16 protein-coding genes are annotated in these 12,634 nt (G+C 75.5%); 9 read left to right on the top strand and 7 right to left on the bottom strand.

Features of this window, described 5'->3' with window-relative positions:
• Positions 1-136: 136 nt before the first annotated feature.
• Together ACI783_RS07535 and ACI783_RS07540 are read right to left on the bottom strand one after the other, a co-directional pair.
• The gene (locus ACI783_RS07535) at positions 137-352 is read right to left on the bottom strand and encodes a DUF3072 domain-containing protein (protein WP_457064044.1); all 216 of its coding nucleotides are present in this window, start codon (positions 350-352) and stop codon (positions 137-139) included.
• Positions 353-362: 10 nt separating this feature from the next.
• Positions 363-593, bottom strand: a complete 231-nt coding sequence (locus ACI783_RS07540; protein WP_457139859.1) for a hypothetical protein — start codon at positions 591-593, stop codon at positions 363-365.
• Between the two features lie 84 nt (positions 594-677).
• Between ACI783_RS07540 and ACI783_RS07545 the strand changes: the two genes are divergently transcribed.
• Positions 678-1,766, top strand: coding sequence for a helix-turn-helix domain-containing protein (locus ACI783_RS07545; RefSeq protein WP_457139930.1), 1,089 nt, complete (start codon positions 678-680; stop codon positions 1,764-1,766).
• Here ACI783_RS07545 and ACI783_RS07550 read toward each other — a convergent pair.
• Positions 1,662-2,501: a hypothetical protein gene (locus ACI783_RS07550; protein ID WP_457139860.1), complete on the bottom strand. Its 840-nt coding sequence runs from the start codon at positions 2,499-2,501 to the stop codon at positions 1,662-1,664. The two genes, ACI783_RS07545 and ACI783_RS07550, sit on opposite strands and share 105 nt — an antisense overlap.
• A 42-nt stretch (positions 2,502-2,543) precedes the next feature.
• Here ACI783_RS07550 and ACI783_RS07555 point away from each other — a divergent pair, with 42 nt between their 5' ends.
• Positions 2,544-3,488, top strand: a complete 945-nt coding sequence (locus ACI783_RS07555; protein WP_457139861.1) for a Ppx/GppA phosphatase family protein — start codon at positions 2,544-2,546, stop codon at positions 3,486-3,488.
• Positions 3,488-4,534, top strand: a complete 1,047-nt coding sequence (locus ACI783_RS07560) for a hypothetical protein (RefSeq protein ID WP_457139862.1) — start codon at positions 3,488-3,490, stop codon at positions 4,532-4,534. The genes ACI783_RS07555 and ACI783_RS07560 overlap by 1 nt, the downstream gene beginning before the upstream one ends.
• 14 nt (positions 4,535-4,548) lie before the next feature.
• Here ACI783_RS07560 and ACI783_RS07565 read toward each other — a convergent pair whose 3' ends face one another.
• Positions 4,549-5,091 (bottom strand): type 1 glutamine amidotransferase domain-containing protein, encoded by a 543-nt coding sequence (locus ACI783_RS07565; protein WP_457139863.1) that lies wholly within the window; start codon positions 5,089-5,091, stop codon positions 4,549-4,551.
• A 60-nt stretch (positions 5,092-5,151) separates the two neighbouring features.
• On the opposite strand from ACI783_RS07565, the gene proC reads away from it, so the two are divergent.
• The 6 genes from proC (at position 5,152) to ACI783_RS07595 (ending at position 9,575) form a co-directional block, all read left to right on the top strand.
• A complete protein-coding gene (gene proC, locus ACI783_RS07570) occupies positions 5,152-5,976 on the top strand; it encodes a pyrroline-5-carboxylate reductase (protein ID WP_457139864.1) in 825 nt (274 codons plus the stop codon).
• A 392-nt stretch (positions 5,977-6,368) separates the two neighbouring features.
• Complete coding sequence (locus tag ACI783_RS07575) at positions 6,369-6,785, top strand: helix-turn-helix domain-containing protein (protein WP_457078723.1); 417 nt, start codon at positions 6,369-6,371, stop codon at positions 6,783-6,785.
• A 196-nt stretch (positions 6,786-6,981) separates the two neighbouring features.
• A complete protein-coding gene (locus ACI783_RS07580) occupies positions 6,982-7,080 on the top strand; it encodes a 30S ribosomal protein bS22 (protein ID WP_012854759.1) in 99 nt (32 codons plus the stop codon).
• 10 nt (positions 7,081-7,090) lie between these two features.
• Positions 7,091-8,209 (top strand): NAD-dependent epimerase/dehydratase family protein, encoded by a 1,119-nt coding sequence (locus ACI783_RS07585; RefSeq protein ID WP_457139865.1) that lies wholly within the window; start codon positions 7,091-7,093, stop codon positions 8,207-8,209.
• Positions 8,202-9,110, top strand: a complete 909-nt coding sequence (locus tag ACI783_RS07590) for a lysophospholipid acyltransferase family protein (protein ID WP_457078719.1) — start codon at positions 8,202-8,204, stop codon at positions 9,108-9,110. The genes ACI783_RS07585 and ACI783_RS07590 overlap by 8 nt, the downstream gene beginning before the upstream one ends.
• A 189-nt stretch (positions 9,111-9,299) precedes the next feature.
• Positions 9,300-9,575, top strand: a complete 276-nt coding sequence (locus tag ACI783_RS07595) for a hypothetical protein (protein WP_457139866.1) — start codon at positions 9,300-9,302, stop codon at positions 9,573-9,575.
• On the opposite strand, the gene ACI783_RS07600 is transcribed toward ACI783_RS07595, so the two are convergent.
• The 3 genes from ACI783_RS07600 to ACI783_RS07610 all read right to left on the bottom strand — a co-directional run bounded on the left by ACI783_RS07600 (position 9,572) and on the right by ACI783_RS07610 (position 12,434).
• Complete coding sequence (locus ACI783_RS07600; RefSeq protein ID WP_457139867.1) at positions 9,572-10,492, bottom strand: HAD family hydrolase; 921 nt, start codon at positions 10,490-10,492, stop codon at positions 9,572-9,574. The genes ACI783_RS07595 and ACI783_RS07600 overlap by 4 nt on opposite strands.
• Before the next feature lie 49 nt (positions 10,493-10,541).
• A complete protein-coding gene (locus tag ACI783_RS07605; protein ID WP_457139868.1) occupies positions 10,542-11,726 on the bottom strand; it encodes a DUF5667 domain-containing protein in 1,185 nt (394 codons plus the stop codon).
• Between the two features lie 114 nt (positions 11,727-11,840).
• Positions 11,841-12,434, bottom strand: coding sequence for a sigma-70 family RNA polymerase sigma factor (locus tag ACI783_RS07610; RefSeq protein ID WP_457139869.1), 594 nt, complete (start codon positions 12,432-12,434; stop codon positions 11,841-11,843).
• Between the last annotated feature and the right edge of the window lie 200 nt (positions 12,435-12,634).

The following is a 12,634-nucleotide window of genomic DNA, read 5'->3' on the forward strand; positions in this document are numbered from 1 at the left end:
TGACCGTCGGCTCGGGGGTGGACCCTGCGGGCCCGCCGCCCGAGCCGACCGCCTGCGGCGGGCCCGTCGTCCCCGGGTGAGGACCCTGCGGGCCCGTCACCCGGGGCGACACCGCCTGGCGGCGGCCGACCGAGCCTTACTGGCCCCGGCCGGTCTCGTCCTGGAGCTCGTCGATCTTCTTCGAGGCGTCGGCCTTGTTGATGTCGTCGGGGACGTCCTCCCCGGCCTCGCGCGCGAGCGTGTGCAGGTAGCTCTTCTGCGCGCCCGTGGCCGGCTCGTCGCCGGTCACCCAGTCCGACGGGTCCTTCTCGGTGCTGCGCGGGCTGTCGGGCCCGGTCTCTGCTTCGCTCATGTGTTCGAAGCTACGCGGGTGCCTGCTCCGGCGCAGCTCGAACGACGCCGGCGGCCGTGGCCGTCCGCGGTGCCCTGGTGCGGGCCGCCTCCCACCGTCGTCCGGTGCGGTAGACGTGCTCGGCGCCGCAGGGGCAGGCGACGGTTAGCGCGATGTGCGTCGCGTGGTTGGCGACCGACCGGACGCGCCGGTCGGCCACCAGCTCGGTGGTCCGGGTGACGGGGCAGGTGATCAGGAACATGCCCGCAGCCTCTGCCGCCGCGGTCCACCGGACGAGTGGCAGGGGTGACGGCGATCGCGTGTTTCCTGCCATGCTGTCGCCGTGATGCCGACCGACCGTCCGCTGGTGGTGAGCGCCGTCGTCGCCGACGGCCTGGTGGGCTCCTTCGGGCTGGGGGTCGCGGCCGAGGTCTTCGGCTACGACCGCCGTCACCTGGGGCTGCCACGCTTCGACTTCGCGCTCGCCGCCGTCCGGCCGGGGGTGGTCCGGACCGACACCGGCATCGGGCTGACCGTGGAGCACGGTATGGAGCGGGTGGCCGTCTCCGACATCGTCCTGGTGACCTCCTGGGAGGACCTGGCCCAGCCCTCCCCGCCGGAGCTGCTGGCCGCGCTGGTGACCGCGCACGACCGCGGTGCCCAGCTGGTGAGCCACTGCTCGGGGGCCTTCGTGCTCGCCCGCGCCGGCCTGCTCGACGGTCGCCGGGCCACCACGCACTGGCGGATGGCCGGGGAGCTCGCCGCACGCTTCCCCCGTGTCCAGGTCGATCCGGCGGTGCTCTACGTGGACGCCGGCCGGGTCATCACCGGCGCCGGGACGGCCAGCGGCATCGACGCGATGCTCCACCTGGTCCGCCGGGAGTGGGGTGCGTCGGCGGCCAACGCGCTGGCCCGGGACATGGTGGTGCCCCCGCACCGCGACGGCGGCCAGGCCCAGTTCATCGACGAGCCGGTGGCCCGATGCGAGGACGACCTGCTCGGCGTCGTCCTCGAGTGGGCCCGGGCGCACCTCGCCGAGGAGATCACCGTCGAGGTGCTGGCCCGCCGCGCGCTGATGAGCCCGCGCAGCTTCGCCCGCCGGTTCAAGGCCACCACCGGGACGACGCCGCACGCCTGGCTGCTCACCCAGCGGCTGGTCGCGGCGGAGTCGCTGCTGGAGGGCAGCGACGCCCCGGTGGAGGAGATCGCCCGGCTGGTCGGCTTCGGCACCGCAGCCGGGCTGCGGGAGCAGTTCGGCCGCCGTCGCGGCGTCTCCCCGCGGGCCTACCGGCAGACCTTCCGGGCCACCCGCGCCGGCGGCGCGCCGGTCTCAGCCGGGCCGGCGTCGATGCAGCTCGACGGGCACCGGCCGGGGGCTGGCCGGGTGCGGGGCGACGAGGCCGGCGTCCAGGCGCGCCTCGGTCAGCCGGCGTAGCTCGGCGTAGGCGGCCTCGCCCAGCAGCGCGGTCAGCTCCGGGCCGTAGGTCTCCACCAGCGGCTGCGCCGCGACGTGCGCGGTGGGGGAGCCGGTGCACCACCAGTGCAGGTCGTGGCCGCCCGGACCCCAGCCGCGGCGGTCGAACTCACCGATGGACGACACCAGCACCCGGGTGTCGTCGGGCCGGTCGACCCACTCCTGCTCCCGCCGGACCGGCAGCTGCCAGCACACGTCCGGCTTGGTCTCCAGCGGGTGGCGGCCCTGCCGCAGCGCCATCGCGTGCAGCGCGCAGCCGGCACCTCCGGGGTGCCCGGGCCGGTTGAGGAAGACGCAGGCGCCGTCGACGACCCGGGTGCGCAGCGCTTCCTCGGCGGCCTCCCCGGGCGCTGGCTCGTCCAGCGTGTCCGGCTCGGTCCACTCGTCCCGGGCCGGCGCCTGGCCGGGGTGGCGTTGCCAGTCGAGCGGGGTGAGCTCGGCCACGGAGGCGGCGACCCGCTCCAGGTCGTCGGTGTCGGTGAAGAACGCGCCGTGGTTGCAGCAGCCGTCCTCGGCACGACCGGCGACGACGCCGACGCAGCCGCGGCCGAACACGCACGTCCACGCGCTGGTCAGCCAGGTGAGGTCGGCCCGCACCAGGTGCTCGGGATCGGCCGGGTCGACGAACTCCACCCACTCGCGGGGGAAGTCCAGCCCCACCTCGGGCGGGGCGTCGGCGGGGGTGCTGGAGTCCACCGGCGCAGCGTAGGCGGCGGGTGACCCGGCAGACTCTCCCGCATGCGACTGGGCGTGCTGGATGTCGGCTCCAACACCGTGCACCTGCTGGTGGTCGATGCGCACCGCGGCGCGCACCCCACCCCGATGCACGACGACCGCTGGCTGCTGCGCCTGGCCGAGCACGTGGGGGAGGACGGCAAGCTGTCCAAGGCGGGGGAGAAGGCCCTGCTCACCGCAGTGCAGAAGGCCAAGCGACAGGCCGCCGACCGGCGGTGCGACGAACTGCTGGCCTTCGTCACCTCGGCGATCCGGGACGCCGACAACGGGGCCGCGGTGCTCCGCCGGGTGCGCGAGCAGACCGGGGTGGAGCTGCAGGTGCTCAGCGGGGAGGACGAGGCCCGGCTGACGTTCCTCGCTGCGCGCCGCTGGTTCGGCTGGAGCGCCGGCCGGTTGCTCGTGCTCGACATCGGCGGCGGTTCGCTGGAGCTGGCCAGTGGCATCGACGAGGACCCCGACGTCGCCCTCTCGGTGCCCCTGGGCGCCGGGCGGATGACCCGGCGGTTCCTCCCCGACGCCGAGACCGGGGGACGCCCCGACCTCGCCGCGCTGGCCCAGCTGGAGGCGCACGCGGAGGAGGTGCTCGCCCCGGCCGGGCGCAAATTGCGTGCCGCGGGTGAGCCCGACCTGGTGGCGGCGACCTCGAAGACGTTCCGCACCCTGGCCCGGCTCGCCGGCGCCGCGCCCTACGCCGCGGGCCTCCGGGTGCCGCGTGAGCTCAGCGCGACGGGGTTGGGGCAGGTCATCGGCTTCGTCTCCCGGATCGAGGCCGGCGCGCTGGCCGAGTTGCAGGGGGTTTCGGTGCAACGCGCGCACCAGGTACCGGCCGGTGCCGTCGTGGCGCAGGCTGCGATGCGCGCGGTGGACGTACCGTCTGTGCGGATCTGTCCGTGGGCGCTGCGCGAGGGGGTCATCCTCCGGCGCCTGGACTCGCTGGAGGGGGCGTGATGTCGCAGCCGTCGTCGGGGGAGCACAGCGTCCGCTCGCTGGCCGAGATCCTGCGCGAGCACGGTCTGGAGAGCGAGCAGGGCACGCGCCCCGGTCGTCGTCGCCGGGGCCCCGACGAGGCGCCCACCGGCCGCTCGGCGCCCGTCGACGTGGACGGGCGTCCGGCCGCCGTCGCCCCGCGGCCGGCACCCGCCGCGCCGTCGCCACGTCCCGGTACGCCGGGGCGCCCGGCCGGACCGGCGCCCGGGGTCCGTCCCGTCACCGCGCGGGCCCAGTCCCCGGGCGCACCGTCCCCGGCGGCGGGGCGGGCGGGCGCCCGGGTGGAGTCGCCGCGCCGGGCAGACCCGACCCGCGACGGTGCGCCGGGTACACCGCGGGGCGGGTCGTCGGCGGCCGCCCCCTCCTGGGCCCCGGCCGAGGACCGCCCGCGCGGCAGCGGGCTGGGCGACCTGGCCGCATCCGGGCCGGTGACCGGCCGGCCCGGGCCCACCGCTGCCCCGGTGCCGCAGGGGCGGCGGCACACCGACGCACCTGCCCGGCTCGCCCCGGGGCCGACGTCGTCACCCGCGGCCCCGGCCGCATCGGCGCCCAGCCCGTCACCGGCGCCCACCACCGGCAGCGTGCCGGGTGGGCCGTCGACGGCGGCCATCCCGGCGCTGCAGACGTCGGGTGCGCCGGCCACGGGTGAGCGCCGCACGGGCGCGCACCGCACCGGCCCGCAGCCGGCCGTGCCGGGCGAGGCGGGCGTCGAACCGGCGAGCGGCCCGCAGGGCGTGCTGGCCTGGATCAGGTTCGTCGGTGAGCTCGTGGTGGCCCTGGCGGTCGGGATCGGGCTCTACTTCGCGTTCACGCTGCTGTGGGAGCTGATGCCCTACGCCGCACTGGTCGCCGCACCGCTGGCCGTCACCGGGCTGGTCGCCGGGGTCGCTGCATGGCGGAAACGGCAGGGGCAGGGGCCGCTCGCCGTCCCGTTGCTGGCCGGCCTCCTGCTCGCCGGCACGGTGCTGGTGATCGCGCCGGCCGCGGGGCTGCTCGCGGGGTCCTGACCCGGGCGGCGGGTTCAGGCGCCGGCGAACTGCTCGACGAGCGTCCTGCTGAAGGCGTCGAGGTCGTCGGGCTTGCGGCTGGTGGTCAGGTTGCCGTCGACGACGACCTCCTCGTCCACCCAGTCCGCGCCGGCGTTGCGGAGGTCGGTCTGCAGCGAGGGCCAGGAGGTCATCCGCCGCCCCCGGACGACGTCGGCCTCGGCGAGCACCCACGGGGCGTGGCAGATCGCGGCGACCGGCTTGCCCGCGTCGAAGAACGCCTTCGCGAAGGCCACCGCGTCGGTGTCGGCGCGGACGAAGTCGCCGTTGATGACCCCGCCGGGCAGGACCAGGGCGTCGAAGCCGTCGGGGTCGGCCTGCGACACGACCACGTCGACGTCCTTGGTGTCGCCCTTGTCGATGTGCTGGTACATGGTGATCGACCCGGGCTCCAGGCCCACCAACTGCGGCTGGGCACCGGCATCCACCAGGGCCTGCCAGGGGCGCTCCAGCTCGACCTGCTCCACGCCGTCGGTGGCCAGCACGGCCACGCGCTTGCCGTTCAGTTCTCCGGACATGGTCGCTGGCTACCCCGGTCGCCCCGGAGCACACGCACGACGGGCGCTACCGTCGCGGGCATGATCACTGGGAGTCGTCACGGGCTGGCCGTCGTCGGTGGGGGGAAGATCGGTGAGGCGCTGCTGGCCGGGCTGGTCCGGCAGGCGGGGAGCGGGGACGGCATCCGCGTCGTCGAGCGCAGCCCGGAGCGGGCCGCCGAGCTGACCGCGCGGTACGGCGTGGACGCGCTCGACCTGGCCGAGGCGGCCGCGCAGGCCCGGGTGCTGCTGCTCGCGGTCAAGCCGCAGGACCTCGACGCGCTGCTGGGCCTGCTGGCCCCGCACGTGGCCGCCGACGCGCACCTGGTCGTCTCCGTCGCTGCCGGGGTGTCCACCGGGCGGATCGAGGCGGCGCTGCCCGCCGGCACACCGGTGGTCCGGGTCATGCCCAACACGCCCGCGCTGGTCGACGCCGGGATGAGCGTGCTGTCCGCCGGAGCGCACGCCACCGACGCGCACCTGGACGAGGCCGAGTCGCTGCTCGCGCCGGTGGGGCAGGTCCGGCGGGTGCCGGAGAGCCAGCAGGACGCGGTGACCGCGCTGTCGGGCAGCGGCCCGGCGTACTTCTTCTACCTGGTCGAGGCGATGATCGACGCCGGCATCCTGCTGGGCCTGCCGCGGTCGGTGGCCGCGGACCTGATCGTGCAGACGGCCTACGGCTCGGCGGTGATGCTCCGCGACTCCGGTGAGCACCCGGTCCAGTTGCGCGAGGCGGTCACCAGCCCCGGTGGGACGACGATCGCCGCGATCCGCGAGCTGGAGCGGCACGGGGTGCGGGCGGCCCTCATCGCCGCGATCGAGGCCGCGCACGACCGTTCGGTGGAGCTGGGCCGCCCCCGGGCCTGAGCCGCGTCGCGGCCACTCGTCGTCCCGGCCCCTCGTCGACTCGGTCACTCGTCGACTCGGCGACCTGTCGACATCTGCCCACGGGGGGCGGTCGGTCGGCGTCCGCCCGGCCCCCGGGTGCCCGACCAGGTCGCCCACTCCCCACACGGGCTCCCCAGGGTGGTCCCCAGGGTCGGCACCCCGCACCGCCCCGGCGGAAATCACATCGATGTGTTTTTCCACAGAATCTGTGGACAAGGGGTCCGCACAGGCGAGTCGACTTGGGGACAACACGCCGTGACGGGTGTGTCACGCGTTGTCTCTGTCCACTTGTGCCCAGGACGGACCGGTCCGCCTGTTCGTTTCACCCATCGCTTCTGTCACTCCGGTCCCCTTACGCTCGGTACCAGCACATGAGCGTTCTGTTCGCCGGTGGGGAAGCCGGTGGCCGCGAAGATGTGCTGATACCGGAGATGATCGACGTGACCATGCCCCACCGCGCACCGCTCCAGCAGACCGCTCGCCCGGGTGTCCCGGCGCCGCGACAGATGGGCCGGCCGGTCTCGGCCGCCGCCATGTCGCGCCCGGTCCCGGCCGCCCACCCGGCCGCCGCCCCGGTCGGTCGCCCCGCCGCGGTCCCGGCCCCCCGCGCCGCGGTCGCGTTCCTGACCGTTGCCGAGGTCGCCGCGCTCATGCGGGTCTCGAAGATGACCGTCTACCGCCTCGTGCACGGCGGCGAGCTCTCCGCCGTCCGCGTCGGCCGTTCCTTCCGGGTGCCCGAGCGCGCCGTGCACGACTACCTGCGCGACGCCTACACCGACATCGCCTGAGGAAGGACCCCGCTGCCCTGCAGCGGGGCCGTTCCAGAAGGGCACCAGGTAGTCTCGGGCGCTGAGCGGTGCCACCCCCCGGCCGGGGGTGGCCCGCGCTGGAGCTGAACACCTCGCACGGTGCCCGGATCAGGAACCGCGTGGCCACCCGGTCACCGCCCCCGGCGCCGCGTGACCACGACGTCGGGAGCAGGACATGGGTTCGGTCATCAAGAAGCGCCGCAAGCGGATGGCGAAGAAGAAGCACCGCAAGCTGCTCAAGAAGACCCGCGTGCAGCGCCGCAACAAGAAGTGAGCTGACGCTCGTGCCGCCTGCGGTCGTCCTGGTCACCGGCGTGAGCCGGTGGCTGGGCGGCGCGCTGGCGGCCGAGCTCGCAGCCGACCCGGGCATCGACCGGGTCATCGGGGTGGACACCGTCCCCCCGGCCCCCGAGGTGCTCCGCCGCCTCGGGCGGACCGAGTTCGTCCGCGCCGACATCCGCAACCCGTTGATCGGGAAGGTGATCGAGTCGGCCGCGGTGGACACCGTGGTCCACATGAACATCAGCGTCACCCCGGCCGGCGCGGGTGGGCGGGTGTCGATGAAGGAGCTCAACGTCATCGGCTCCATGCAACTGCTGGCCGCCTGCCAGCGGTCGGCCCGGGTGCGCCGGCTGGTGCTGAAGTCGACCAGCGCGGTCTACGGGGCCAGCCCCCGCGACCCGGCGGTGTTCACCGAGACGATGCAGGCCCGGCGGGTCCCCGGTGGGGGCTTCGCCAAGGACAGCCTGGACATCGAGGGCTACGTCCGCTCCTTCGCCCGGCGTCGTCCCGACGTCGGGGTGGCCGTGCTGCGGTTCACCAACCTCATCGGCCCGCGCATCGACTCCCTGCTGTCGGGCTTCTTCCGGATGCCGGTGATCCCCACCGCCCTCGGGTACGACGCCCGCGTGCAGCTCCTCCACGAGGACGACGCCGTGGCGGTGCTGGCCCGGGCGGCCACCGGGGACTTCGTCGGCACGGTCAACGTCGGTGCCTCGGGCACCGTCCTGCTCTCCCAGGCGATCCGCCGGCTGGGCCGGGTGCAGCTGCCGCTGCCCGAGGCCGCGATGGGCTCCCTCGGCCGGCTCACCCGCCGGCCCGGGCTGGTCGACTGGTCCCCGGAGCAGATGCGCTTCCTCAACTTCGGCCGGGTCGTCGACACCCGGGTGCTGCGCGAGGAGTTCGGGTACACCCCGCACTACTCGACCGCCGAGGCGCTGGCCGACTACGGCCGCACCCTCCCGCCGGTCGTCCGCCCGGAACTGGTCGAGGGCGTCACCGGCGGGGCCCGCTCGGTGGTGACCCGGTTCGCCGGTGGCCTGGCCGCCGCCTCCGCCGTGCTCACCCCGCGGCACCGGCCGGCGCCGTCGGTGCCCGGCCTGCGGGCGGTGCGCGATGCCTGAGGCCCGGGTCATCCCGCTGCGCCCGGACGACGATCCGGTCCCCCCGCCTCCCGCGTCCGCGCCCACCTGGGACCAGGAGGTCGTGGGCGGCCTGGACTTCCTGCGGCGCCGGCTCACCGGCGAGTACGACACCGACGAGTTCGGCTTCGACCCCGACCTGACCGACCACCTGTTCCTGCCTCTGCTGCGGCCGTGGTTCGAGCGCTGGTTCCGGGTGGAGGTCCAGGGGCTGGAGAACGTGCCCGACACCGGCGGCGCGCTGGTGGTGGCCAACCACTCCGGCACCGTGCCGGTCGACGCGCTGATGGAGACCGTGGCGCTGCGCGACCAGCACCCGGCCGGGCGCCGGCTGCGTCTGCTCGGTGCCGACCTGGTGTTCCAGGTGCCGTTCATCGGGTCGCTGGCCCGCAAGCTGGGCGTCACCCTCGCCTGCAACGAGGACGCCGAGCGGCTGCTGTCGGCGGGGGAACTGGTGGGCGTCTTCCCCGAGGGCTTCAAGGGCGTGGGCAAGCCGTTCAGCGAGCGGTACACGCTGCAGCGGTTCGGCCGGGGCGGGTTCGTCAGCGCCGCGCTGCGCACCGGCGTGCCGATCGTGCCGTGCGCGATCGTCGGCGCCGAGGAGATCTACCCCATGCTCGGCAACGCGAAGACCGCCGCCCGGCTGCTCGGGCTGCCGTACTTCCCGATCACCCCGACCTTTCCGCTGCTCGGCCCCCTCGGTGCGGTGCCGCTGCCCTCGAAGTGGTTCATCGCCTTCGGCGAGCCGATCGAGACCGCCTCCTACGGGCCGGCGGCCGCCGACGACCCGATGATCGTGTTCAACCTGACCGACCAGGTGCGCGAGACGATCCAGCACTCCATCTACCGGCTCCTCCTGCAGCGCCGCAGCGTCTTCAGCTGAGAGGGCGCCCGATGCCGGTGATCCGCGGGCATCGGTGCGCCGGCCGGTGGTGACCCGGCCGACCTGATGGGGAGCCGGGCCGTGACGCGGCTCCCCGTCAGGTGTCGCGGCTGCACGTCCTCACCGACGGGACCGGCACGACTCCCCGGGAGGTGCATCCGAACGGGGTGGCCGGCACGAAGACCGTTCGTGGCGGAGTTCGACGCGGACGGCCCGGGCTGGGTGCTGGAGCCGCTGCTGGGTGCCGGCCTGTCGGTGGACCAGGCGGGTGACCTGCTCTTCCGGCTGGCCTTCGAGGTGATGGTGAGCGAGGTGCGCGGCGCCCGCCTGCCCACCACCGGCGCCCTCGCCGAGCAACCCGACGCCGTGCGCACCGCCTGGGAGCAGACGTTGCTGCGGTTGATGCTGGTCGACCCGCTCCGGGAGGACGGCGCGGCCAGCGGGCTGACCCTCGCCGGGAGCTAGAACGGCCAGCGGTTGCGGCGGCGCAGCGCGACCAGCCCGCCGACCACGCCCCCCGACAGGGCTGCGGCGCCGACCGTGGGGACGCCGATCTTGGCGGCCTTGCGCCCGGTGCGGAAGTCCTTGATCGTCCAGCCGCGGGACCGGGCGATGGCCCGCAGCTCGGAGTCGGGGTTCACCGCGACCGCGGTGCCCACCAGGCTGAGCATCGGCAGGTCGTTGCTGGAGTCGCTGTAGGCGCTGCAGCGGGCCAGGTCCAGCCCCTCCCGCTCGGCGAGCACCCGCACCGCCTGGGCCTTCGCATCGCCGTGCATCAGCTCGCCGACCAGCCGCCCGGTGAACCGCCCGTCGACCACCTCCGCGACCGTGCCGAGGGCGCCGGTGAGCCCCAGCCGGTGGGCGATGATCGAGGCGAGCTCGACCGGGGTGGCGGTGACCAGCCAGACCCGCTGCCCGGCGTCGAGGTGCTGCTGTGCGAGCAACCGGGTGCCCGACCAGATGCGGTCGGCCATCAGCTCGTCGTAGATCTCCTCGCTGGCCTGCTTGATCTCCTCGACCGGCCGGCCCGCGACGAAGGCGAGCGCGTTGTCCCGCACGGTGTGCATGTCGATGCTGCTCTCGCTGCCCGCGATCCGGAACTTGGCCTGCTGCCAGATGAAGGAGGCCACGTCGCGGGAGGTGAAGTACTTGCGGGCGGCCAGTCCGCGGGCGAACCAGAACAGCGAGGCGCCCATCATCATCGTGTTGTCGACGTCGAAGAACGCGGCGCCGGTCGGGTCGGGGTGCGGCACGGGTGCCGGCGCGGTCTCCGCGGCCGCGGCCGACGCGGTGCCGGCGACGAGCGCGCGGGTCTCCTCGTCGGCCAGCCCACCGGGGAGGCGCGCAGCACGCCCGCGGAAGGGGATTCTGACCACGGTCACCTCCCGGTGTGGGCTGTGCTGGGCACCCGACCCTAGCGAGCCGGGCTGCTCAGTCGGCGGCAGGTCGACAGTTGACCGAGATCAGCGGCGGCAGGCAGACCCGGAGGCCCGGGACGACCGGGGGCAGCTCGACGACCGTGCCCGGCCGGGACGGCGCGGCGGTGCTGGGCGACGCGGGTGCGGCGGGCAGCGGCAGCCCCGGCCGCTCACCGGGAGCAGGCCCGGCCGGCGCGGCCGGTGTGGCCGGTGCGGGGGCCGAGGGCCTGGGTGCCGGAGCCGGGGACGGGGTCGCCGCCCCGGCCGCGGGTGCCGCGGTGGTCACCGGAGAGGTGGACGGCGCCGCCGGCGCGGCCCCACCCGGGGCCGCCGGCGCTCCTCCCGATGCAGCCGGGGGCGCCGACGGACTACCCGGGGCGGGGCGCTGCGCCGCCGGTACGTCGGTTGGGCAGGGGGTGGGCCGCGGGCCGAGCTCGTCGGCGGTGGTGACGGCCGGCCCGCCGGCGCAGGCCAGCGCGGTGCCGAGCGCCGCGGCGCGGTCGGCGACGGCGGAGACGAGCCGCCGGGAGCCGGCCAGCGCCTCGTCGACGCCGGCGGGGAGGCCGTCGGGCAGCGCGTCCAGACCGGTGCGCTGCCCGGTGGTCCACGTGGCGAGCGCCTGCAGCGCCGCGGTGTCGCCGTCGGCGACCGCCCGGGTGGTGAGCCACGAGGTGCCCTCGGTGGTCTGGCGGTCCATGGTCCGCAGCGTCTCGAGCACGGGCGACGCGTCGCCGGCGGCGGTCAGCTCGGTCAGCTCGCCGAGCCGGGTGGTGGCGAAGTCCAGCAGCGTCGCGCCGCGACTGCTGTCACCGGCGAGCACCAGCTGGGTCGCCTCGCCGCCGCGCTTCACCTCGTACAGCAGGTCGCCGGGCGCCGCGCCCTGGGCGGCGGCCAGCAGGCCCCCGAGGGCGGCCACGGTGAGCGTGGCGCCGGCGAGCCCGGCGGTGAGCCGGCCCCGACGGGGCGGGGTGCCGGCGGCCAGCAGACGCCGCAGCCCGCGGCGCCGGGGCGAGGGTTGCCGGACGGCGGCCATCGCCACCAGCCGGGCCCGGGTGGCCGCGCGGAACACCGGGTCCGGCCGGACGGCGTGCTCGTCCGCCAGGCCCTCCAGCCGGGCCAGCACCAGGTCCTCGGCGGTGCGGGGCGGGCCGGCGGCACGGCGGGCGGCGCCCGTCGCGTCGTCGTGCTGCACCGTCACCGTCGTCCTCCGCGTACCGCCCCGGTCCCGCGTCGTCGGTTGGCGCGGCGATCCGCTCTGGTCAACGAGGGTGCGGGCCCGGCGTTACGCAGCGCGGCCGGGCGATCACACCCGTCACCGCAGTCCCGGGTGCACCAGCGCGGCGAGCCGGCGCACCGCGCGGTGTTGCAGCGCCTTGACCGCGCCGTCCTTCCTGCCCATCGCGGCCGCGGTCTCCGCGACGGTGAGGTCCTGCAGGAAGCGCAGCTCCAGGCACTCGCGCTGGTCGGCGGAGAGCTGCTGCATGCAGGCGATGAGCTCGGCGTTGGTGAGCCGCTGCACCACCGTGTCCTCCGGGCTCTCGGTCGCCCGGTCGGCGTCGCGCACGTCCGCGGTGGTCACCTCCAGCCGGTGGCGGCTGCTCTTCACGTGGTCCAGCACGATGTTGCGGGCGATCGTGACCAGCCAGGCGCCCACGTCGCGGCCCTGGAAGGTCAGCGAGTCGATCCGGCGCAGCGCCCGGACGAACGTCTCGCTGGTGAAGTCCTCGGCCGTGGCCCGATCGCCGACCCGGAGCAGCACGAACCGGTAGACCAGGTCGACGTACCGGTCGTAGAGCTGGCCGAAGCCCTCGGCGTCGCCCTGCTGTGCCCGGCGGACGAACTCCCAGACCGCGTCCTGGTCGGCGGGGATCCCGGGGTCCCCGCCGGCCTCGACGGGGGCCGGCACCGGGACCGCCTCGTCCGCGGAGCTCGCCGGGCTGGCCGTGGGGCTGGTCGCCAGGGGCTGCTCGAGCCGGGGACGGGGGACCGGTCGGAGGCGTCGGTCGGTGGCGGGGGCAGCCGGCGGCGCGGAGGGGTGGGAACGGGTCATGCCGTGCAGCTCCTCCACCCCCGGTCCGGCCGGCTCGCCCGGCGGAGGGAACCCGC

Source organism: Modestobacter sp. SYSU DS0511 (assembly GCF_054050755.1).

Excerpts from the sequence above, each read along its gene's own strand:
- ACI783_RS07535 (WP_457064044.1), bottom strand. The coding sequence starts at position 352 with ATGAGCGAAGCAGAGACCGGGCCCGACAGCCCGCGCAGCACCGAGAAG.
- ACI783_RS07540 (WP_457139859.1), bottom strand. The coding sequence starts at position 593 with ATGTTCCTGATCACCTGCCCCGTCACCCGGACCACCGAGCTGGTGGCC.
- ACI783_RS07545 (WP_457139930.1), top strand. The coding sequence starts at position 678 with ATGCCGACCGACCGTCCGCTGGTGGTGAGCGCCGTCGTCGCCGACGGC.
- ACI783_RS07555 (WP_457139861.1), top strand. The coding sequence starts at position 2,544 with ATGCGACTGGGCGTGCTGGATGTCGGCTCCAACACCGTGCACCTGCTG.
- ACI783_RS07560 (WP_457139862.1), top strand. The coding sequence starts at position 3,488 with ATGTCGCAGCCGTCGTCGGGGGAGCACAGCGTCCGCTCGCTGGCCGAG.
- ACI783_RS07565 (WP_457139863.1), bottom strand. The coding sequence starts at position 5,091 with ATGTCCGGAGAACTGAACGGCAAGCGCGTGGCCGTGCTGGCCACCGAC.
- proC (WP_457139864.1), top strand. The coding sequence starts at position 5,152 with ATGATCACTGGGAGTCGTCACGGGCTGGCCGTCGTCGGTGGGGGGAAG.
- ACI783_RS07575 (WP_457078723.1), top strand. The coding sequence starts at position 6,369 with ATGAGCGTTCTGTTCGCCGGTGGGGAAGCCGGTGGCCGCGAAGATGTG.
- ACI783_RS07580 (WP_012854759.1), top strand. The coding sequence starts at position 6,982 with ATGGGTTCGGTCATCAAGAAGCGCCGCAAGCGGATGGCGAAGAAGAAG.
- ACI783_RS07590 (WP_457078719.1), top strand. The coding sequence starts at position 8,202 with ATGCCTGAGGCCCGGGTCATCCCGCTGCGCCCGGACGACGATCCGGTC.